Origin of the sequence: Enterobacter cloacae complex sp. CDL013 (assembly GCF_049238805.1) — a bacterium.
GTDB lineage: Bacteria > Pseudomonadota > Gammaproteobacteria > Enterobacterales > Enterobacteriaceae > Enterobacter > Enterobacter hormaechei_C.
The window spans coordinates 260,312-281,360 of record NZ_JBMKGT010000003.1 but is presented as its reverse complement, the minus strand read 5'-3'; the positions used below and the strand labels follow the sequence as shown (position 1 = coordinate 281,360).

Annotated in this window: 16 protein-coding genes; 10 read left to right on the top strand and 6 right to left on the bottom strand. The window is 60.2% G+C overall.

The window, feature by feature from the left end; translation table 11 throughout:
* Nucleotides 1–11 precede the first annotated feature (11 nt).
* Nucleotides 12–1,580, bottom strand: coding sequence for an ABC transporter substrate-binding protein (locus ACOTXD_RS07080; protein WP_061855919.1), 1,569 nt, complete (start codon nucleotides 1,578–1,580; stop codon nucleotides 12–14).
* Nucleotides 1,581–1,780: 200 nt separating this feature from the next.
* On the opposite strand from ACOTXD_RS07080, the gene ACOTXD_RS07075 reads away from it, so the two are divergent.
* Nucleotides 1,781–2,479 (top strand): GNAT family N-acetyltransferase, encoded by a 699-nt coding sequence (locus ACOTXD_RS07075; protein WP_003858833.1) that lies wholly within the window; start codon nucleotides 1,781–1,783, stop codon nucleotides 2,477–2,479.
* A gap of 102 nt (nucleotides 2,480–2,581) precedes the next feature.
* Here the strand turns inward: ACOTXD_RS07075 and betA are convergent, their stop codons facing one another.
* From betA to betI, 3 genes are read right to left on the bottom strand one after another with little or no spacing between them, the layout of a single operon-like run.
* Complete coding sequence (gene betA / locus ACOTXD_RS07070; RefSeq protein WP_003858831.1) at nucleotides 2,582–4,246, bottom strand: choline dehydrogenase; 1,665 nt, start codon at nucleotides 4,244–4,246, stop codon at nucleotides 2,582–2,584.
* 13 nt (nucleotides 4,247–4,259) lie between these two features.
* Nucleotides 4,260–5,732, bottom strand: coding sequence for a betaine-aldehyde dehydrogenase (betB, locus tag ACOTXD_RS07065; RefSeq protein WP_022650555.1), 1,473 nt, complete (start codon nucleotides 5,730–5,732; stop codon nucleotides 4,260–4,262).
* A 13-nt stretch (nucleotides 5,733–5,745) separates the two neighbouring features.
* The gene (betI, locus tag ACOTXD_RS07060; RefSeq protein WP_003858827.1) at nucleotides 5,746–6,333 is read right to left on the bottom strand and encodes a transcriptional regulator BetI; all 588 of its coding nucleotides are present in this window, start codon (nucleotides 6,331–6,333) and stop codon (nucleotides 5,746–5,748) included.
* Between the two features lie 128 nt (nucleotides 6,334–6,461).
* Here betI and betT point away from each other — a divergent pair, with 128 nt between their 5' ends.
* The 6 genes from betT to ACOTXD_RS07030 all read left to right on the top strand — a co-directional run bounded on the left by betT (nucleotide 6,462) and on the right by ACOTXD_RS07030 (nucleotide 12,531).
* Complete coding sequence (gene betT / locus ACOTXD_RS07055) at nucleotides 6,462–8,495, top strand: choline BCCT transporter BetT (RefSeq protein WP_003858825.1); 2,034 nt, start codon at nucleotides 6,462–6,464, stop codon at nucleotides 8,493–8,495.
* Between the two features lie 138 nt (nucleotides 8,496–8,633).
* Entirely contained in the window at nucleotides 8,634–8,918 is a 285-nt protein-coding gene (gene nadS / locus ACOTXD_RS07050; RefSeq protein ID WP_032652913.1) for a NadS family protein, read from the top strand.
* Nucleotides 8,919–9,129: 211 nt separating this feature from the next.
* A complete protein-coding gene (sitA, locus tag ACOTXD_RS07045) occupies nucleotides 9,130–10,041 on the top strand; it encodes an iron/manganese ABC transporter substrate-binding protein SitA (RefSeq protein WP_061855917.1) in 912 nt (303 codons plus the stop codon).
* Between the two features lie 2 nt (nucleotides 10,042–10,043).
* Entirely contained in the window at nucleotides 10,044–10,850 is an 807-nt protein-coding gene (gene sitB / locus ACOTXD_RS07040; RefSeq protein WP_032657506.1) for an iron/manganese ABC transporter ATP-binding protein SitB, read from the top strand.
* Nucleotides 10,847–11,695 (top strand): iron/manganese ABC transporter permease subunit SitC, encoded by an 849-nt coding sequence (gene sitC / locus ACOTXD_RS07035; RefSeq protein WP_022647369.1) that lies wholly within the window; start codon nucleotides 10,847–10,849, stop codon nucleotides 11,693–11,695. Before sitB ends, sitC begins: the two co-directional genes overlap by 4 nt.
* Nucleotides 11,692–12,531, top strand: coding sequence for a metal ABC transporter permease (locus ACOTXD_RS07030; RefSeq protein ID WP_023324285.1), 840 nt, complete (start codon nucleotides 11,692–11,694; stop codon nucleotides 12,529–12,531). Before sitC ends, ACOTXD_RS07030 begins: the two co-directional genes overlap by 4 nt.
* On the opposite strand, the gene entD is transcribed toward ACOTXD_RS07030, so the two are convergent.
* Together entD and ACOTXD_RS07020 are read right to left on the bottom strand one after the other, a co-directional pair.
* On the bottom strand, nucleotides 12,467–13,156 hold the full coding sequence (gene entD, locus ACOTXD_RS07025) for an enterobactin synthase subunit EntD (RefSeq protein ID WP_061855916.1): 690 nt from the start codon (nucleotides 13,154–13,156) through the stop codon (nucleotides 12,467–12,469). The two genes, ACOTXD_RS07030 and entD, sit on opposite strands and share 65 nt — an antisense overlap.
* A 162-nt stretch (nucleotides 13,157–13,318) precedes the next feature.
* On the bottom strand, nucleotides 13,319–15,559 hold the full coding sequence (locus ACOTXD_RS07020) for a TonB-dependent siderophore receptor (RefSeq protein WP_003858810.1): 2,241 nt from the start codon (nucleotides 15,557–15,559) through the stop codon (nucleotides 13,319–13,321).
* Between the two features lie 146 nt (nucleotides 15,560–15,705).
* Between ACOTXD_RS07020 and fes the strand changes: the two genes are divergently transcribed.
* From fes to entF, 3 genes are read left to right on the top strand one after another with little or no spacing between them, the layout of a single operon-like run.
* Nucleotides 15,706–16,905: an enterochelin esterase gene (fes, locus tag ACOTXD_RS07015; protein WP_032608817.1), complete on the top strand. Its 1,200-nt coding sequence runs from the start codon at nucleotides 15,706–15,708 to the stop codon at nucleotides 16,903–16,905.
* A 10-nt stretch (nucleotides 16,906–16,915) separates the two neighbouring features.
* Entirely contained in the window at nucleotides 16,916–17,128 is a 213-nt protein-coding gene (locus ACOTXD_RS07010) for an MbtH family protein (RefSeq protein WP_003858806.1), read from the top strand.
* A complete protein-coding gene (gene entF, locus ACOTXD_RS07005) occupies nucleotides 17,125–20,982 on the top strand; it encodes an enterobactin non-ribosomal peptide synthetase EntF (protein WP_421766391.1) in 3,858 nt (1,285 codons plus the stop codon). Before ACOTXD_RS07010 ends, entF begins: the two co-directional genes overlap by 4 nt.
* Nucleotides 20,983–21,049 lie beyond the last annotated feature (67 nt).

The following is a 21,049-nucleotide window of genomic DNA, read 5'->3' as shown; positions in this document are numbered from 1 at the left end:
GGGGGGAAAAGCTACTTCATAACGCGATCGTACCAGACCATATCCGCGTTCAGCCCCTGCTGATACCCCTTCACGTTATCGCGCACCACGATCTGAGTTTTGCCCTGGTCAACGAACACGTACGGCGAGTTATGCTGTAACTGTTCCTGCATCTTCTTATACAGATCCAGACGTTTCGCCGGATCCGGCTCGGCAACCGCCGCCTGCGTGGCCTTGTTCAGCTCCGGGATTTTCCAGCCGTTCAGACCGGCCACGGTGCTGGACTTCCCGTCGTTCCACGCGAAGGCGCTGGCGTTGGAGTGCGCATCGAAGTAATCCGGGATCCACAGACGAATCGCCGCCTGATGCTGCTTAGCGCGCACGCGGGCGTACACCTGGCTACCCGCAGCGGGCAGCAGATCCACCTTCACGCCACCCTGAGCAAAGCTCGCCTGCATGGATTGCGCGATGGTGATGAACGGTGGTTTATTCTCCACGTCCAGCGTGAAATGCGCGTCTTTGATGCCCGCCTTGGCGAGGATCGCTTTTGCTTTTGCCGGGTCAAACGTGAACGGATTGTCCTCCAGCGCGCCCGGCAGGCCGACCGGCAGGAAGCTCTGATGAACAAAATACTGGCCTTTCAGCAGGTCTTTGGTGATGCCTTCATAATCCACCAGCCAGCGCGAGGCTTCCCAGAACGCTGGATTATTCAGCAGCGGGTTAGCGCTGTTGCCGGTGTTAAACACCAGATAGTTTTGCTCGGCAGAAGGGATGCTAAGCACCTTCACGCCCGGCTTGCCGCTGAGGGCGCTTATCTGGTCTGCACCCAGATCGCGCGCCACGTCCGCATCACCCTGCTGGATCAGCAGGCGGCGGGAAGCGGGATCGGGGACGTTTTTAATGATGATGCTTTTAAGCTTCGGCGCGCCGCCGGGCGCGGATTCGTTGGCTTCCAGCACGATGGCCTGATGCGGCTGGTAAACGCGCATTTTGAACGCGCCGCTGCCCGCAGAGTGCATTTTTAACCACGCGTTGCCGAAGTCGTTATCCTTCACGTTCGCCGCAACCTGTTTTTCATCGACGATGGAGGCAATCGGCGTGGAGAGAATATTCAGCGCGACCGACGGGCTAACGTCGGCCGTCCAGTGAAGCGTGAGGGTATGGTCGTCCACTTTCTTTAGCTGGCTGGCGATGTTGCTGGCGTCCCAGCCCAGTACGTTGAGGATAAACGCCGGGGATTTGTTCAGCGTCACGGCGCGGGTATAAGAGAAGATCACGTCTTCCGGGCGCAGCGGGTTGCCGGAGGAGAATTTCGCATCGGGTTTAAGCTTGATGGTCAGGGTTTTTGCTGCCGCGTCCGCGTCCCAGCTTTCTGCCAGAACCGGCGTGATTTTTTCCGGATTATCGCGGTCCGGCTGTACCAGACGCTGGTACAGGCTTGGCACGGTCTGGATGCTGGAAAGCTCGTTGGCTTCGGCCGGGTCAAGGCTCACGATATCATCCAGACCCTGGGCGACAACCAGCGTGTTGGGCGGGGTAGCGGCGTGAGCAGCGCTTGAGAGCGCAGCCAGCACCAGTAACGGCAGCAGTTTTTTAGTCATAGCGATCCCTGAAGAAAATATATTGTGATTGTTTTATGCACCGTTACGGTAGGCTGGCTGAGGATTTCCTCAAAGTCGAAATTCTGCTTTGCTTATGCCATCCGGGAATAACGCATTCGGTCTGGTTATGAGTCACCTCTCTTTTCGTTCGCTTTTTAACCTGCTATAACAAACTCCTTACCTTTCAGGGAGTCACCGCCGTGCCCGAAATCAATCAACATGGTCAAACCGTTAACGATATTGTCCCAGACTGGAAATGCGCCCGCGCGTTAACCCGTACTCTGCTCACCGGCCAGTATTGCCGCCTGGAGCCGCTGGATGCTGACCGCCATTCGGCTGATTTGTTTGAAGCCTATGCGCTGGGTGACGACAGCGACTGGACGTGGCTTGCCAGCACCCAGCCTGTGAGCGTTGAGGCCACTGCGCACTGGGTGCTGGGAAAGGTGCTGGATGACGACCTGGTGCCCTTTGCCGTTATCGATCTGCGCACCGAAAAGGCGGTAGGGCTGGTCAGCTATATGGCGATAGAACGCTTCCAGGGCTCGGTTGAGATCGGCCACGTCACCTGGTCGCGCAGAATGAAGGGCACCCGCGTGGGTACCGAAGCGGTGTGGCTGCTGCTGAAAAATGCCTTTGAGCATCAATATCGCCGGCTGGAGTGGAAGTGCGATTCGATGAACATCGCCTCACGCAACGCGGCGGAGCGTCTGGGGTTTGTCTGGGAAGGGCGGCTGCGCCAGAAGCTGGTACGCAAAGGACGCAACCGCGACAGCGATATGCTTTCGATTATTGACGGCGAATGGCCGGAAAAGGATGCGGCTCTGCGGGCCTGGCTGGCAGCGGAGAATTTTGACGGGGAAGGGCGGCAGGTCAGGCGGTTAGAGGAATTTCGGACGTAAAAGCCTTACCCCTCACCCCAACCCTCTCCCCTTTGGGGAGAGGGTGTTCAAGTTCCCTCTCCCCTTTGGGGAGAGGGTTAGGGTGAGGGGAGAAGTTCGCACTCAGCGGCGAACCGGCGCCCCGTTCGCCACATAATAAGCCGCCGTGCTCTTCGCCAGCGGCTCGCGCCCGCGAATGGCGTCGGCAATCTTTTCGCCAATCATGATGGTGGTGGCGTTCAGGTTGCCGGTGATAATCTGCGGCATAATCGACGCATCCACTACGCGTAACCCTTCCAGCCCGTGAACGCGGCCTTCGCCGTCGACCACCGCCATTTCGTCGTAGCCCATCTTGCAGGTACCGCACGGGTGGAAGGCGGTTTCGGCGTGGTTGCGCACGAACTCGTCCAGCTGTTCGTCGGTCTGGCATTCGACGCCCGGGCTGATTTCACGACCGCGATACTTGTCCAGCGCCGGCTGATGCATGATCTCGCGGGTGATGCGGATCGCGTCGCGGAACTCCTGCCAGTCCTGCTCGTGGGACATGTAGTTGAACAGGATCGCCGGATGCTGGTGCGGATCGCGCGACTTGATGCGCACGTGGCCGCGGCTCGGGGAGCGCATGGAGCCAACGTGGCACTGAAAACCATGCTCTTTCACCGCGTTCGAGCCGTTGTAGTTAATCGCCACCGGCAGGAAGTGATACTGAATGTTCGGCCACTCGAACTCCTCGCGGCTGCGGATAAACCCGCCTGCTTCGAAGTGGTTGCTCGCGCCCACGCCCGTGCCGCCAAACAGCCACTCCGCGCCAATCTTCGGCTGGTTCCACCATTGCAGGGCAGGGTAGAGGGAGACCGGCTCCTTACATTCATACTGAAGATACATCTCCAGGTGATCCTGCAAGTTTTCACCCACCCCGGGTAAATCATGTACCAGCGGGATATCAAACTGCTTCAGCAGTTCAGCGTTGCCCACGCCGGAGCGCTGGAGGATCTGCGGAGACGCGATGGCGCCCGCGCACAGCAGTACCTCTTTCTTCGCTGTCGCTTTTGACGGAATGGTGCTTTCGCCTTCCAGCCACTCGACGCCCACCGCGCGCTTGCCGTCAAAGATAATGTGATCGGTCATGGCGTGGGTGCGGATGGTCAGATTCGGGCGCGGTTTGGCCTGATCCAGATAGCCGCGCGCGGTGCTGGCGCGTCGGCCCTGCGGCGTGACCGTGCGATCCATCGGGCCAAAGCCTTCCTGCTGATAGCCGTTGAGATCGTCGGTGCGCGGGTAGCCCGCCTGCACGCCTGCCTCCACCATCGCTTCAAACAGCGGGTTCACACCCGGCTTAGAGGTGGTGACGCTCACCGGACCGTCGCCGCCGTGGTAGTCGTTCGGCCCCACGTCGCGGGTCTCTGCCTTGCGGTAGTAGGGCAGGCAGTTGAGATAGCTCCAGTGCTCCAGACCCGGTTCTTTCGCCCAGTTGTCCAGATCCATTGCATTGCCGCGCACGTAGCACATGCCGTTGATCAGCGACGAGCCGCCCAGCCCTTTACCCCGTCCGCACTCCATGCGGCGGTTGTTCATGTAAGGCTCTGGCTCGGTTTCATACGCCCAGTTGTAGCGCTTGCCCTGCAACGGGAAGGCCAGCGCGGCAGGCATCTGGGTGCGGAAGTCAAAGCGGTAGTCCGGCCCGCCCGCCTCAAGCAGCAGGACGGTGGTGTTTGGATCTTCAGTCAGTCGTGTTGCCAGTACGTTGCCGGCAGAGCCGGCCCCGATAATGATGTAGTCAAATTGCAAATAAACCTCCCGGTTAAAATATGGACTGGAATTTACCCATCTCAACCTGGATGGACTTCACCTGGGTGTAACTCTGAAGCGTCATGACGCCGTTCTCACGGCCAATGCCGGAGTGTTTGTAGCCGCCCACCGGCATCTCTGCGGCGGATTCGCCCCAGGTGTTGATCCAGCAGATGCCCGCTTCGAGCTGATGAATGGCGCCGTGGGCGCGGTTCAGGTCGGTCGTGACGATGCCTGCCGCCAGCCCGTAGTCGGTGTCGTTGGCGCGGCGAATCGCTTCCTCAATGGACTCATAGGTGAGGATGGACATCACCGGGCCGAAGATCTCTTCGCGCACGATGGTCATCTCGTCGGTGCAGTCGGTGAACACGGTTGGGGCCACCCACGCGCCGTTATCGAAGCCTTCGCCCTTCAGCACGTCGCCGCCGCACAGCACGCGCGCGCCTTCCTCTTTGCCTTTGGCGATGTAGCGCATCACGCTGTCCCGGTGCGGGAAGCTGACCATCGGACCAAAGTTGGTAGCTTCATCGAACAGATCGCCCGCGCGGATGCGGCCCACGCGCTCAACGATTTTTTGCTCAAACGCGGCTTTGAACTTCGCGGGCACGAACACGCGGGTGCCATTGGTGCACACCTGGCCGGAGCTGAAGAAGTTGGCCATCATGGCGATATCTGCCGCGAGATCCAGATCCGCATCGTCAAACACTATCAGCGGGGATTTACCGCCCAGCTCCATCGTCACCTCTTTCAGGGACGAGGCCGCCGAGTTGGCCATCACCTTTTTGCCGCTGGCGACGCCGCCGGTAAAGGAGACTTTCGCGATGCCCGGATGCTCGGTCAGGTACTGGCCGGTCTCCGCGCCTACGCCCGGCAGGACGTTAAACACGCCGTCCGGCAGGCCCGCTTCGGTGTAGATTTCAGCAAGCTTCAGGGCGGTAAGCGGTGTCACTTCGCTCGGCTTGAAGATCATTGCGTTGCCCGCCGCCAGCGCCGGCGCGGATTTCCACAGGGCGATCTGGATCGGGTAGTTCCACGCGCCGATGCCCGCCACCACGCCCAGCGGCTCGCGGCGGGTGTAGACGAACGAGGTGTCGCGCAGCGGGATCTGGCTGCCCTCCAGCGCCGGGATCAGCCCCGCGTAGTACTCCAGCACGTCCGCGCCGGTGACGATGTCGACGGTCGAGGTTTCGGAATACGCTTTACCGGTGTCGAGGGTTTCCAGCGTTGCCAGCTCGTCGTTACGCTCGCGCAGGATATCGACGGCGCGACGCAGGATGCGCGAGCGCTCCATGGCGGTCATCGCCGCCCAGATTTTTTGCCCGCGCTTTGCGCTTTCGACGGCGCGGTCCACGTCTTCGCGCCCGGCGGCCTGCACGGTCGCCAGAACTTCACCGTTCGCCGGGTTGATGGTCTCGAAGGTGCGACCGCTGGTGGCGGATGTATAACCACCATTGATATAAAGCTGCTGTTCTGCCATTCGGGACATAAATTCTCCTCGGTTAGTCGGTCGGTAAATGCTGGCTGATAAAGTGGCTGGTAAGCGACTGGGCCAGGGTTTTATCCAGCGGTTTGCCGCTGAGCGCAGCGCGCAGCCACAGCCCGTCAATCAGTGCGGCGAGCCCGTAGCCCGCCTCTTCAGCCTGTTCACGCGGCAGCTCGCGGCGGAACTCGTACACCAGGTTTGAGAGCAACCGACGGCTGCTGACCTGCTGCAAACGGTAGAGCATCGGCTGATGCATGCTGCTGGCCCAGAAGGCCAGCCAGGCCTTCATCGCCGCGCCGCTAACCTGAGTTTCATCAAAATTGCCGCCGACAATCGCCTGCAAGCGCTGCTCTGCACTGCCGTCCGGCAGGGCGCGTAAACGGCTTAATACCGCGTCGCGCAGCTGACCGGTGATGTCGCGCATGGTCGCTTCCAGCAGACCGTTTTTATCTTTGAAATAGTGGCTGATGATCCCCGTGGATACGCCCGCCCGACGGGCGATCTGCGCGATGGTTGCGTCATGCATTCCCACTTCATTAATTGCTTCCAGCGTGGCATCGATTAGCTGCCTGCGCCGGATCGGCTGCATCCCCACTTTGGGCATTTTTGCCACTCCATTCATCAGCGTTGGTAATCTATTAAAGCGGTTTTTGATTGGACGTTCAATATAAAATGTGTCTTAATTGTTGCGATTTTGGATTTCAATAGTTACAAAAACAGTGGGGATACTGGATGACAGACCTTTCACAAGACAGAGAAAAAGACAAAATCAACCCGGTCGTTTTTTATACGTCCGCCGGGCTGATTTTGTTGTTTTCCCTGACGACCATCTTCTTTCGTGATTTTTCTGCCGAGTGGATTGGGCGCACTCTGGACTGGGTGTCAAAGACCTTCGGCTGGTACTATCTGCTGGCCGCGACGCTTTACATCGTGTTCGTGGTCTGCATTGCCTGCTCGCGCTTCGGTTCGGTAAAGCTCGGGCCAGAGCAGTCCAAGCCCGAGTTCAGCCTGCTGAGCTGGGCCGCAATGCTGTTTGCCGCAGGCATCGGCATCGACCTGATGTTCTTCTCCGTGGCGGAACCGGTCACGCAATATATGCAGCCGCCGGAAGGGGCAGGGCAGACGATGGAGGCCGCGCGCCAGGCGATGGTCTGGACGCTGTTCCACTACGGCCTGACGGGCTGGTCGATGTACGCCCTGATGGGCATGGCGCTCGGATACTTTAGCTATCGTTATAATTTGCCCCTTACCATCCGCTCCGCGCTGTACCCGATTTTCGGCAAAAAGATCAACGGTCCGATTGGCCACAGCGTCGACATTGCGGCGGTGATCGGCACCATCTTCGGCATCGCCACCACGCTCGGAATTGGCGTGGTGCAGCTCAACTACGGGCTGAGCGTGCTGTTTGACATCCCGGATTCGATGGCGGCGAAGGCGGCGCTGATTGCGCTGTCGGTGATTATCGCCACCATCTCGGTGACCTCCGGCGTGGATAAAGGGATTCGCGTGCTCTCCGAACTGAACGTCGCGCTGGCGCTGGGGCTGATCCTGTTCGTGCTGTTTATGGGCGACACCTCGTTCCTGCTCAATGCTTTGGTACTGAACGTGGGTGATTACGTGAACCGCTTTATGGGCATGACGCTGAACAGCTTCGCCTTTGACCGTCCGACAGAGTGGATGAACAACTGGACGCTGTTCTTCTGGGCGTGGTGGGTGGCGTGGTCGCCGTTTGTCGGCCTGTTCCTGGCGCGTATTTCGCGTGGGCGCACCATCCGTCAGTTCGTGATGGGCACGCTGATCATCCCGTTCACCTTTACCCTGCTGTGGCTGTCGATTTTCGGCAACAGCGCGCTGCACGAGATCATCCACGGCAATGCGACTTTTGCCCAGGAAGCGATGGCGCACCCGGAGCGCGGCTTCTACAGCCTGCTGGCGCAGTACCCGGCGTTCACCTTTAGCGCGTCCGTAGCGACCATCACCGGCCTGCTGTTCTACGTCACCTCGGCGGACTCCGGCGCGCTGGTGCTGGGGAACTTCACCTCGAAGCTCAAGGACATTAACAGCGACGCGCCGAACTGGCTGCGCATCTTCTGGTCCGTCGCCATCGGCCTGCTGACGCTCGGCATGCTGATGACCAACGGTATCTCGGCGTTGCAGAACACCACGGTGATCATGGGCCTGCCGTTCAGCTTCGTGATCTTCTTCGTGATGGCCGGGCTGTATAAATCGCTTAAGGTGGAAGACTACCGCCGCGTCAGCGCCAGCCGCGACACCGCCCCGCGTCCGCTGGGCGCGCAGGACAGGCTGAGCTGGAAAAAACGCCTCTCGCGCCTGATGAATTACCCCGGTACGCGCTACACCAAACAGATGATGGAGACGGTCTGTTTCCCGGCGATGGAAGAGGTGGCCCAGGAGCTGAAGCTGCGTGGCGCCTACGTGGAGCTGAAAAACCTGCCCCCGGAAGAGGGCGAAAATCTGGGGCACCTGGATCTGCTGGTGCACATGGGCGACGAGCAGAACTTTGTCTATCAGATCTGGCCGCAGCAGTATTCGGTACCCGGCTTTACCTACCGGGCGCGCAGCGGGAAGTCGACCTACTACCGGCTGGAGACCTTCCTGCTGGAAGGCAGCCAGGGGAATGATCTGATGGATTACAGCAAGGAGCAGGTGATTACGGACATTCTGGACCAGTATGAACGGCACCTGAACTTTATCCATCTGCACAGGGAAGCACCGGGGAATAGCGTGATGTTCCCGGATGTCTAAAGTTTGATCTGAATAAAGTGCGTGAAAGTTAAGGGGCCAGATTGTTATGAATCTGGCCCTGTACTTTTCGAATAGTGCTTATTATATCTTTTACTAGAGGTGTACTATGTACGCCTTTATGTTGTTCCGAGGTATAAAATGAGCATCTTTGATGAACTTAAAACTTCGCTTGAAGAGGCGGTTGAGATCCACAGCGGAAGGAAAGCAGCTTCCAGAATAACCCGCTATGAAGTTGCAGATGTTCGCGCAATCAGAGAACAGCTCAATATTACCCAATGCGAAATGGCGAAGGCGCTTGGCACGAGCGTTGACACTATAAAAAGCTGGGAGTCCAAACGTCGCAACCCAACCGGGCTGGCGGCGAAGGTACTTAATGTGATTCGGGAGAATCCTGCATTTTATAAGGCACTTGCCGGGCAGTGAGTCGCCCTTATGCCGGGTGGCGCTGCGCTTACCCGGCCAACAAAACTCCAAAACTGCTTTACCGTAGGCCTGATAAGCGAAGCGCCATCAGGCTCTCCCTCCGTTGACACAACTTTAATGATAATTATTTTCATTTAAATATAGCCTGTGCTATACCTTATAGCACAGGCTAATTTTGCTTTGATTTTAATCACCTCAGGAGACTTCTGCGATGCATCCACGGCAAGGATTGAAGCGTCTGTTGCTCGGCGCGCTGCTCATGACCGCGACCACCACGGGCGCGCTGGCGGCTGAAAAGTTCCAGGTCATCACCACTTTTACCGTTATCGCTGATATGGCGAAAAACGTGGCGGGGGATGCCGCAGAGGTCACCTCCATCACCAAACCGGGCGCGGAAATTCACGAATACCAGCCCACCCCGGGCGATATCAAACGCGCGCAGAAGGCACAGCTGATCCTGGCGAACGGCATGAATCTGGAGCTGTGGTTCCAGCGCTTTTATCAGCATCTGAACGGCGTGCCGGAGGTGATTGTCACCAAAGGCATCACCCCGATGGGCATCAGCGAAGGGCCCTATAACGGCAAGCCCAATCCGCACGCGTGGATGTCGCCGGACAACGCCCTGATTTACGTCGATAACATCTGCGACGCGCTGGTGAAGTACGATCCGGCCAACGCACAGACCTATCAGCGCAATGCGGAAGCCTACAAGCAGAAGATCACCGCCACTCTCGAACCGCTGCGCAAGCAGGTCGCGGAGATACCGGAAGACAAACGCTGGATGGTGACCAGCGAAGGGGCTTTTTCCTATCTGGCGCGGGATTTGGGCCTGAAGGAGCTTTACCTGTGGCCGATCAACGCCGATCAGCAGGGCACGCCCCAGCAGGTGCGCAAGGTTATCGATCTGGTGAAAAAACATCACATTCCGGCGGTGTTCAGCGAAAGCACGGTCTCGGATAAGCCCGCCCGTCAGGTGGCGCGTGAAACCGGCGCCCACTATGGCGGCGTGCTGTACGTCGACTCTCTGAGCGCGGAAAACGGCCCGGTGCCAACCTATATCGATCTGCTGAACGTCACCACCCGCACGCTGGTGCAGGGCATCCACGACGGGATGAAGGAGTAACCATGCAGAAGGGGATTGTTGTAACCGACGTGACCGTGACCTACCGCAACGGCCACACGGCGCTGCGCGACGCGTCGTTCAGCGTGCCGGGCGGATCGATTGCTGCCCTGGTGGGGGTGAACGGTTCCGGCAAGTCCACGCTATTTAAGGCGGTGATGGGGTTTGTGCGGGCGGCGAGCGGCACTATCTCCATTCTGGGGCTGCCGCCTCACCGGGCGCTGCGTCAGAACCTGGTCGCCTACGTGCCGCAGTCGGAAGAGGTCGACTGGTCGTTTCCGGTGCTCGTCGAGGACGTGGTGATGATGGGCCGCTACGGGCATATGGGGTTTCTGCGTCGCCCCAAAGAATGCGATAAGCAGATCGTCACCGACGCCCTGAAGCGTGTGGATATGCTCGAGCTGCGTCATCGGCAGATTGGCGAGCTGTCCGGCGGGCAGAAGAAGCGCGTGTTTCTGGCCCGTGCGATTGCCCAGCAGGGCGAGGTGATCCTGCTCGACGAGCCGTTTACCGGCGTGGACGTCAAAACCGAAGCCAGGATCATCAGCCTGCTGCGGGAGCTGCGCGACGAGGGTAAAACGATGCTGGTCTCGACCCACAATCTGGGCTCGGTCACGGAATTCTGCGATTACACGGTGATGGTCAAAGGCACCGTGCTGGCGAGCGGCCCGACGGATATCACCTTTACCGCCGAGAATCTTGAGCGCGCCTTCAGCGGCGTGCTGCGCCACGTGGTGCTCAGCGGCTCGGAAGATCGCATCATAACCGACGACGAGCGCCCCTTCGTGACGCACCGACAGGAGGCCAAATGAACGCGCTTCTCGAACCCTTCGGCTACGAGTACATGCTCAACGCGATGTGGGTCTCGGCGATGGTGGGCGGGCTGTGCGCGTTTCTCTCCTGCTATTTGATGCTTAAAGGCTGGTCGCTGATCGGCGATGCGCTGTCGCACTCCATCGTGCCGGGCGTAGCGGGCGCTTACATGCTCGGGCTGCCGTTCTCGCTGGGGGCGTTTTTATCGGGCGGGCTGGCGGCGGGCAGCATGCTGTTTCTCAACCAGCGCAGCCGCCTGAAGGAGGACGCCATTATCGGGCTGATCTTCTCCTCCTTTTTCGGGCTGGGGCTGTTTATGGTCTCGCTCAACCCGACCTCGGTGAACATTCAGACCATCGTCCTCGGCAATATTCTGGCTATCGCCCCCGAAGATATCGTCCAGCTGGCGATTATCGGCGTGGTGTCGATAGTTATCCTGCTGTTCAAATGGAAAGATCTGATGGTGACCTTTTTTGATGAGAACCACGCCCGCGCCATCGGCCTGCGTCCTGAACGCCTGAAAATTCTCTTCTTCACGCTGCTGGCGGTCTCTACCGTGGCGGCGCTGCAAACCGTCGGCGCGTTTCTGGTGATCTGTCTGGTGGTCACGCCCGGCGCGACCGCGTGGCTGCTGACCGACCGCTTCCCGCGCCTGCTGATGATTGCCGTCGCCATTGGCAGCATCACCAGCTTCCTCGGCGCGTGGGCCAGCTATTACCTGGACGGCGCCACCGGCGGCATTATCGTGGTCGCCCAGACGCTGCTGTTTCTGCTGGCGTTCGTCTTTGCGCCGAAGCACGGACTGCTTGCCAGCCGTCGTCGGGCGCGGGAGGCACACCCATGATGACGCTGCTCCTCGAACCCTTCCAGTTTGCGTTTATGAACAACGCGCTGCTGATTTCACTCCTGGTGGCCGTGCCCTGCGCGCTGCTGTCGGTTTTTCTGGTGCTGAAAGGCTGGGCGTTGATGGGCGACGCCATGAGCCACGCGGTGTTTCCCGGCGTCGTGCTGGCCTGGATGATGGGCCTGCCGCTGGCGCTGGGCGCGTTCGTGGCCGGTCTGTTCTGCGCGGTCGCCACCGGATACCTGAAGGATAACAGCCGCATCAAACAGGATACGGTCATGGGGATCGTCTTTTCCGGCATGTTCGGCGCCGGGCTGATCCTCTATATCGCTGTCAAACCTGAGGTGCATCTCGACCACATTCTGTTCGGCGATATGCTGGGTATTAACGGGATGGACATTCTGCAAAGCGGTCTCGTCGCGGGGATGATTGCGCTGGTGATTGGCCTGAAGTGGCGCGATTTTCTGCTGTTCTGCTTTGACTATCAGCAGGCGCAGGCGAGTGGCCTGCGCACCCGCTGGCTGCACCACGGCTTACTGTGCATGGTTTCGCTGACCATTGTGGCGACGCTGAAAGCGGTGGGGATCATTCTGTCGATTTCCCTGCTGATTGCCCCCGGCGCGGTGGCAGTGCTGATTACCCGACGCTTTCACATGGCGCTGCTGGTGGCGGTCGCCGTTTCAGCGCTGGTGTCGGTCAGCGGCGTTTATGCCTCGTTTTATCTCGACAGCGCGCCTGCGCCGACCATTGTGGTCCTGTTCGCGATGGTGTTTATCGTGACGTTTGTGGTGACCAGCGTGAAGGCTCGTCGCCAGGAGCGTGTGACAGCAGAGTGATGACCTGTTCGCCGTGCTGCTGCCAGTGCAGGGGAAAGGCGGTGCCTTCTTGAAAGTCTGCTAGTTGACAGGTCAATGCCAGCGTAAGCGTCTTATCGTCGAGCATGGTAACGCGGGCGCAGTCAAAACCCATCCAGGCCTGTACCTGCGGAAAGAGGGCCTTAAACAGGCTCTCTTTGGCGCTGAAGACCAGCGTCAGGGCGAGGGCGAACGGGTATCCCAGGCGGGAAAGCACAGGTTCTTCCTGTGTATCAATGATGCCGTCTTTGATTTCCCTGGCTTCGTTTTCGGAGAGGATCGTTTCACAATCGATGCCGATAAGCGCCGGGTATTGCGTGACGACGGCTATCGCCTGCGTGCCGCTGTGGGTGATGCTGCCGGAAATATCTTGCGGCCAGAGCGGTTCCCCGCTGGGGCCGATGGCGGGCATGGTGTAGTCAGGTAAGGCGTGCGCGGCGGCGATGCGGCCTGCGAGGTGCTCGGCCTTGCGTTTGCGTCCGGCGTTAGCGAGTTGGGTGTGATGGGGCAGCCAGAGGAGATCGGCGTCCGTAAAGGTGGTGGGGTCGAAGGTGATGCGGTGGAGGGTGTGGTCGGCGAGAGAAAATGTGCTGTGGGTGGTGTGCATGGTTTTCCCTTCAGTATTGTGCGGCCTGATGCCCTCACCCCGGCCCTCTCCCAAAGGGAGAGGGAGCAAACACTAAAAACGGCAACGGGGTTGCCGTTTTGCTTTTACCTCGCCCTCACCCCGGCCCTCTCCCACAGGGAGAGGGGGAAGTCACTGCCTGTATCAGAACCTCGTATTTACGCTCATGTACCAGGTGCGACCCGGTTCATTATACGTATACGCACCCGCGCCGTACATATACGCACCCGTCGTGGTATTACCCGTGGTCTGGGCGTTACCCGCGCGCCACTGGCGCTTGTCGAAGACGTTGTCCACGCCGCCGGTCAGGCTGACGTTTTTGGTCACGTCCCAGGTCGCGCTCAGGCCAACGATGCTGTAGGGGCTGACTTCGTCTTTCTCAGACCCGGTCACCGGCTGACCTTTGTAGTTGTACTTCTTCGGCTGCTGCTTGCCGTACCAGGTGAAGGTCGACTGCAATGAGACATCCTGACGTACCTGCCAGCTCAGGGTAGAGTTCAGCGTATACTCCGGGATGATCGACAGACGATCGCCGGTCTCCTTGTTCTTGCTTTGCAGCATGTAGGTGATGTTGTTGGTCCAGTTGATGGTGTCGCTGACCGGCACGTTCAGGGAGCCTTCCAGACCTTCCACCACCGCCTTCGGTACGTTTTCCCACTGGTAGATATCGGTGGTGACTTTGCCGGTGGACGTCTGGCCAATCGGCGCGTAGCCCGCTTCAATCTTGTTGCGATAGTCGTTGCGGAACCAGGTCACGCCCGCCAGCCAGCCGTCGCGTTTCCACTCCAGGCCAATCTCTTTGTTGATACTGGTTTCCGCTTTCAGATCGTCGTTACCCATCATGTAGCAGCCCACGCCGTCGGAGCTTGCGTAGCAGCCCTGGCCTTTACTGTACAGCAGGTAGTTCGGGTTGGTCTGATACAGGCTTGGCGCTTTATAGGCGCGCGCGATGCCCATCTTCAGGGTGAAGTCATCCCCCAGACCTTGCGACAGGTTCAGGGACGGGCTCCAGTTATTACCCACAATAGTATGGTGGTCGAAGCGCAGGGCAGGGGTCAGCATGGTGCTGTCGGTCAGCTCCATGTTGTTTTCGGCAAACAGGGAGAAGATCTCCGCTGACGTGTACGGGCTACGATCTTCGCTCATGCCCGGGATGGTGCCCCCCTGCTGGGTTTGTGTAAATGAGGTTGAGTCCTTCATGCGCTGCTGGTTCCACTCGGTGCCGAGCGTCAGGTTCTGGTTCACAATGAAATCAATCGGCAGGTTGATTTCGCTGTGCAGCATCACGTCGGCCAGATCGGTATCGGTGAATTTATTGCTGTTGAACAGGCCTTCCAGACCGCCCGCCAGCCCTTCACCCAGACGAGAGTTGCGGGTGTGCTCGTACTGCGCCCAGTTGCTGGTGGTGATGCCGTTATCCCAGCCGCCGTTCCAGGTCACGGCGAAGTTCTGACGATAGATACGGTTAGTCTCTTTACCGTAGTTCTTCTTCACCAGCGCGTTGTCGTTGTTGGTGTTCTGCGTGTCGCCCGCATACAGGTTGTTCTGGCGGCTGTAGCCCGCTTCAAACTCCAGCGACTGCATCGGCGCGAAGTCCCAGCGCACCACGCCGTTGATGTCTTTATTTTCCACACCTTCACGGCCTGCGGGCAGGGTGTTGGCGTAAGCGCCCGTGCGGTCAGACTGGTGACCCTGGTTGATATCCCACGCGTCGGCCTGGGTTTTATCCAGGTTACCGTACATGCGGAAGCTGAAATCCCCGCCCAGCGGGCCGCTCAGGCTGAAGTTGGTGCGTTTGGTGGAACCTTCGTCTTTATGCTCTGGCGCGTTCAGGTAGGTGTTCCAGGAGCCGTGCCACTGGTCGTCAAATTTTTTGGTGATGATGTTCACCACGCCGCCCGCCGCACCATTACCGTAGCGGGCAGCAGCCGGGCCACGGATCACTTCGATGCGCTCGATCATCTCCGGCGGGACCCAGCCGGTATCGCCGCGGGTATCACGCTCGCCGCGCCAGCCCAGACGGATGGAGTTGCGGCTGGTGACCGGCTTGCCGTCGATCAGGATCAGGGTGTTTTCCGGGCCCATGCCGCGAATGTCAATCTGACGGTTGTTCCCGCGCTGGCCGCTGGTGGAGTTGCCGGTCAGGTTAACGCCCGGCATGGTGCGGATGATTTCCGCCACGTCGCGCGCTGGCGGGTTTTTGCGGATCTCATCGGCGGTGATGGTCGACACGCCCGGCGCCTGCAAATTCTGCTCGGCGGCAGTGATCACCATGGTGTCTTCGTGCTGCGCGGAGGCGGTGTTGTCGTCTGCCATGGCGGGCAGCGCGACACCATAAATCCCTAAATTGACCAGCAAGGCCAGAGAGTGAATCTTCTTATTCATTGTACGTCCCGCTTTTATGGTTATTTAATGAGCGCGCTTCCCACAGCGCGGGCATTACGCTATTGCAAATGCAAATAGTTATCAATAATATTATCAATAAAATTTGCTCTGAAACAAAAAAGACTGTTAAACATGGGGTTATAAGGGTGACGGTGTTAACAACCGGAAGTGAAGCGTGGTGGCAGGCGAAAAACGGGCCGGAACGGGAACGTCATCAGGAAAACTATCGCGTGACATTCTGGTGGCGGGACCCGGCGGGAACGCAGAAAACCTCGACGGTGAAACGCGTCTGGCTCTACGTCACCGGCGTGACCGATCACCATCAAAATGCCCGTCCGCAATCCCTTGAACGTGTCCCGGATACCGACGTCTGGCAGTGGCAGGGCGAGTTCAGCCCCGAATGGCGCGGCAGCTACTGTTTTATCCCCTCCGATAACGAAAACGATTTTGCCGATGCAGTGTTTGAAGGCGAGCAGCCGGACCGCATGGCGCTGCGCGAAGGGTGGCGTAAACTGTTGCCGCACGCGGTCTCCGACCCGCTGAATCCGCAAAGCTGGCGCGGCGGGCGCGGGCACGCCGTCTCGGCGCTGGAGATGCCGGAGGCGCCCGTACAGCCCGGCTGGAACCATCCCGATACCCCTTACAATAAGCCTGTCTGTATTGATTGGCACAGCGCGCGTCTGAAGAACCGTCGTCGCGTGTGGATTTTTACCACCGGGGATGAAAGCCCCGAGCGCCCGCTGGCGGTGCTCCTTGACGGGCAGTTCTGGGCCGAAAGCATGCCCGTCTGGCCTGCTCTGGCGTCGCTCACCCATGAAGGCAAACTGCCGCCTGCGGTTTATGTCTTAATTGACGTCATTGACACCGCACACCGCAGCCGCGAGCTGCCGTGCAACCCTGATTTCTGGCTGGCAGTGCAGGAAGAACTTCTCCCGCAAGTGAAAAGCATGGCCCCGTTCAGCGACCGCGCCGACCATACCGTGGTGGCGGGTCAGAGCTTCGGCGGACTCTCTTCCCTCTATGCGGGCCTCAACTGGCCGCAGCGTTTTGGCTGCATCCTCAGCCAGTCCGGATCCTACTGGTGGCCGCACCGCGGCGCGCAGCAGGACGGGCTGCTCATCGAACAACTCAAAGCGGGTGAAAAAACCGCTCGCGGGCTGCGCATCGTCCTTGAGGCCGGGCGCAACGAGCCGCTTATTTTGCGCGCCAACCAGGCGATCTTCGCCGAACTACACACTCAGCAACCGGTTTTCTGGCGTCAGGTTGACGGCGGACACGATGCGCTTTGCTGGCGCGGTGGGCTGACGCAGGGGCTGATGACCCTCTGGCAGCCGCTTATTCAATAACGGAGTCTGTATGGAATTCAGCAATCCTTTCGATAATCCGCAGGGACAGTTCGCCATTTTGCAAAATGACCAGGGGCAGTACAGCCTGTGGCCGCAGCAGTGCGAGTTGCCCGCGGGCTGGCGCGTGGTCTGCGAACCGCAATCTCAGGAGGCGTGCCAGCAGTGGCTGGCGGAACAGTGGCAGACGCTTGAGCCGTTTTATTTTGCGGGGGAGCGCGCATGAACCGTCTCCCTCTTGTCGCCGCCCAGCCGGGGATTTGGATGGCAGAGCAGCTTTCCTCCCTGCCAAACGCCTGGAGCGTCGCGCACTATACCGAGCTGAAAGGCGCTATCGATGCGCCATTGCTGGCAAAAGCCATCGCTGAAGGCATGATGCAGGCCGACACCCTGCGGATGCGTTTTGCCGAAGATAACGGTGAGGTGTGGCAGTGGATCGATGAGGCCATGCTCCTGCCGGAGCCGTCCATCGTGCGCGTTGACTCCCACGACGCCGCCGTGGCGCTGATGGAGGCCGATCTCAACCAGAACCTGCGCGTCGACAGCGGTCAGCCGCTGGCGTTTCACCAGCTGATCCAGGTGGGAGAAAGCCACTGGTACTGGTATCAGCGGTATCATCATCTGGTGGTAGATGGCTTCAGTTTCCCGGCCATTACGCGTCAGATCGCCGCCATTTACGCTGCGTGGAAGAAAGGGGAACCCGCGCCCGCCTCCCCGTTTACCCCGTTCGCCGAGGTGGTGGAGGAGTATCAGCGCTATCGCGACAGTGAGGCGTATCAGCGCGACGGTGCTTTCTGGGCCGAACAGCGCCAACAGCTTCCTTCTCCGGTCTCGCTCTCTTCCGCGCCCCTGCCTGGACACGCCGCCACCACCGACATCCTGCGCCTGAAAATGGCGATGGACGGACGTGCTTTCAGCCAGCTTGCACAGATGGCAGGCCAGGCGCAGCGTACCGATCTGGCGCTTGCGCTGGTGGTGCTGTGGCTGGGCCGCCTGACCGGACGGCTGGACTACGCCGCCGGGTTTATCTTTATGCGCCGCATGGGCTCCGCCGCGCTGACCGCGACCGGACCGGTGCTCAACGTCCTGCCGCTGGCGGTGAATATTCGCCCGCACGAGAGCCTGCCGGAACTGGCGCTGCGCCTGGCGAACCAGCTGAAAAAGATGCGTCGCCATCAGCGTTACGACGCCGAACAGATCGTGCGCGACAGCGGACGTGCCGCAGGCGATGAAGCCCTGTTTGGTCCGGTGCTGAACGTCAAGGTGTTCGATTATCAGCTGGATATCGACGGCGTGGAGGCCATTACCCACACGCTGGCGACCGGCCCGGTGAACGATCTGGAGCTTGCGCTGTTCCCGGACGAGCAGGGCGGACTGAGCATTGAGATCCTCGCCAACGGGCAGCGTTACGACGAGGCGACGCTAAAGGGTCACGCGGTGCGGCTGAACGCAATGCTGACGCAGTTTGCCGCCAACCCGGACCTGCGCTGTGGCGACGTGGAAACCGTATCAGAGCAGGAATACGCCCGGCTGGCGCGCATTAACGATACCGGGCTGGCGCTGCCGTCCACCACGCTGGCGGATCTGGTCGCGGAGCAGGCGAGCAAAACGCCGGACGCCCCCGCGCTGGCGGATGCCCATACTGAACTGAACTACCGCCAGATGCGCGAGCAGGTGGTCGCGCTGGCAAACCTGCTGCGCGCGCGCGGCGTGAAGCCGGGCGACAGCGTGGCGGTGGCGCTTCCGCGCTCGGTGTTCCTGACGTTAGCCTTGCACGGCATTGTGGAGGCGGGCGCCGCGTGGCTGCCGCTCGACACCGGCTACCCGGACGATCGCCTGCGGATGATGCTCGAGGACGCGAAGCCGTCCCTGCTCATTACCACCGACGAGCAGCTTCCGCGCTTTAGCGATCTCTCCGTCGAGACGTTTAGTTACAACACACTATTACCGACCTCGGGTGCTGAACCGCTGCGCCTGGCGAAGCCGGAGCAAACCGCGTACATCATCTTTACCTCCGGTTCGACGGGACGTCCAAAAGGGGTGATGGTCGGCCATACCGCCATCGTTAACCGCCTGAAGTGGATGCAGGATCATTATCCACTGACGGCGCATGACGTGGTGGCGCAGAAAACCCCGTGCAGCTTTGACGTGTCGGTGTGGGAGTTCTGGTGGCCGTTTATCGCCGGGGCGAAGCTGGTGATGGCCGAGCCGGACGCGCACCGCGATCCGCAGGCGATGCAGAGCTTCTTCGCAGAATATGGCGTAACCACCACCCACTTCGTGCCGTCGATGCTGGCAGCGTTCGTCGCCTCGCTGACGCCGGAAAACGCCCACTGTTGCAGGACGCTGAAGCAGGTGTTCTGTAGCGGCGAGGCGTTGCCGACTGCGCTGTGTCGCGAGTGGGAACTGCTCACCCATGCGCCGCTGCACAACCTCTATGGCCCGACCGAAGCAGCGGTGGACGTCAGCTGGTATCCGGCGTACGGCCCCGAGCTGGCGGCGGTGGAGGGTAACAGCGTGCCGATCGGTTTCCCGGTATGGAATACGGGGCTGCGCATTCTGGATGCGATGATGCGCCCGGTACCGTTCGGCGTGGCGGGGGATCTGTATCTCACCGGCATCCAGCTGGCGCAGGGGTATCTGGGACGCCCCGACCTTACCGCCAGCCGCTTTATCGCCGACCCGTTCGCGCCGGGCGAGCGGATGTACCGCACCGGTGACGTTGCCCGCTGGCTGGATAACGGCGCGGTGGAATATCTGGGCCGCAGCGACGACCAGCTGAAAATCCGCGGACAGCGCATCGAGCTGGGTGAAATCGACCGGGCGATGCTGTCGCTGCCGGACGTGGCTCAGGCCGTGGCGCACGCCTGCGTGTTCAACCAGGCAGCGGCGACGGGTGGCGATGCCCGCCAGCTGGTGGGGTACGTGGTTTCTGAATCCGGCTTACCGCTGGACCGCGACGCGCTGCTTGCATCACTCAAAGCCCAGCTGCCACCGCATATGGTGCCGGTGGTGCTGCTGCAAATCAGCGCGCTGCCGCTGAGCGCCAACGGCAAGCTGGATCGCAAGGCGCTGCCGCTGCCGGAGCTGACCAGCAGAACTTCCGGTCGCGCACCTGAGACGCAAACCGAAGTGGCCGTGGCGCAGGCGTTTTCTTCCCTGCTGGGCTGCGCGGTGAACGATATCGAGGCCGATTTCTTTGCCCTCGGCGGCCACTCGCTGCTGGCGATGCGCCTCGCGGCTCAGCTCAGCCGTGCGTTCAGCCGTAAGGTCACGCCGGGGCAGATTATGGTCGCCTCGACGGTAAGCAAGCTTAGCGCCCTGCTGGATTCGCAGATGAGCGACGAGCAGGCGCAGCGTCTGGGGTATGAAACCCTTCTGCCGCTGCGTGAAAGCAACGGCCCGACGCTGTTCTGCTTCCATCCGGCGTCCGGCTTTGCCTGGCAGTTTAGCGTCCTGGCGCGCTACCTCAGCCCGCGCTGGTCCATCGTCGGCATTCAGTCGCCGCGGCCAAACGGCCCGATGCAGCAGTGCGCGGATCTCGATGGGGTGATCGAACATCATCTGAACACGTTGCGTAAGCAGCAGCCGCAGGGGCCGTATTACCTGTTCGGCTATTCCCTCGGCGGCACGCTGGCGCAGGACATTGCGGCCCGCCTGCGCGAGCAGGGTGAAGCGGTGGCGTTCCTCGGCCTGCTGGATACCTGGCCGCCGGAAACCCAGAACTGGGCGGAGAAAGAGGCCAACGGTCTCGACCCGGAGGTGCTGGCGGAAATTGAGCGCGAGCGTCAGGCGTTTATCGCCGCCCAGCAGGGGCAGGGCTCCAGCGAGCTGTTTAACGCCATTGAGGGCAACTACGCCGACGCGGTGCGGCTGCTCACCACCGCGCACAGCGCGCGCTTTGACGGTAAAGCGACGCTGTTTGTCGCCGAGCGAACGCGAACCCTGGATCCTCAGGCCGCGTGGGCGCCGTGGGTGGGCGAGCTGGAGGTCTACAGCCAGGACTGCGCTCACGTGGATATTATTTCACCGCAGGCGTTTGAAAAAATTGGGCCGGTACTGAAGGAAATTTTAGGATAGTGCAAATGCCCCTCACCCTAACCCTCTCCCACGGGGAGAGGGGATGGTTTGCTCCCTCTCCCTGTGG

Coding starts and splice junctions, on each gene's coding strand:
- betI (WP_003858827.1), bottom strand. CDS start 6,333: ATGCCCAAAGTGGGGATGCAGCCGATCCGGCGCAGGCAGCTAATCGAT.
- betB (WP_022650555.1), bottom strand. CDS start 5,732: ATGTCCCGAATGGCAGAACAGCAGCTTTATATCAATGGTGGTTATACA.
- ACOTXD_RS07080 (WP_061855919.1), bottom strand. CDS start 1,580: ATGACTAAAAAACTGCTGCCGTTACTGGTGCTGGCTGCGCTCTCAAGC.
- ACOTXD_RS07010 (WP_003858806.1), top strand. CDS start 16,916: ATGGAATTCAGCAATCCTTTCGATAATCCGCAGGGACAGTTCGCCATT.
- ACOTXD_RS07030 (WP_023324285.1), top strand. CDS start 11,692: ATGATGACGCTGCTCCTCGAACCCTTCCAGTTTGCGTTTATGAACAAC.
- entD (WP_061855916.1), bottom strand. CDS start 13,156: ATGCACACCACCCACAGCACATTTTCTCTCGCCGACCACACCCTCCAC.
- entF (WP_421766391.1), top strand. CDS start 17,125: ATGAACCGTCTCCCTCTTGTCGCCGCCCAGCCGGGGATTTGGATGGCA.
- betT (WP_003858825.1), top strand. CDS start 6,462: ATGACAGACCTTTCACAAGACAGAGAAAAAGACAAAATCAACCCGGTC.
- sitA (WP_061855917.1), top strand. CDS start 9,130: ATGCATCCACGGCAAGGATTGAAGCGTCTGTTGCTCGGCGCGCTGCTC.
- nadS (WP_032652913.1), top strand. CDS start 8,634: ATGAGCATCTTTGATGAACTTAAAACTTCGCTTGAAGAGGCGGTTGAG.
- sitC (WP_022647369.1), top strand. CDS start 10,847: ATGAACGCGCTTCTCGAACCCTTCGGCTACGAGTACATGCTCAACGCG.
- ACOTXD_RS07020 (WP_003858810.1), bottom strand. CDS start 15,559: ATGAATAAGAAGATTCACTCTCTGGCCTTGCTGGTCAATTTAGGGATT.
- sitB (WP_032657506.1), top strand. CDS start 10,044: ATGCAGAAGGGGATTGTTGTAACCGACGTGACCGTGACCTACCGCAAC.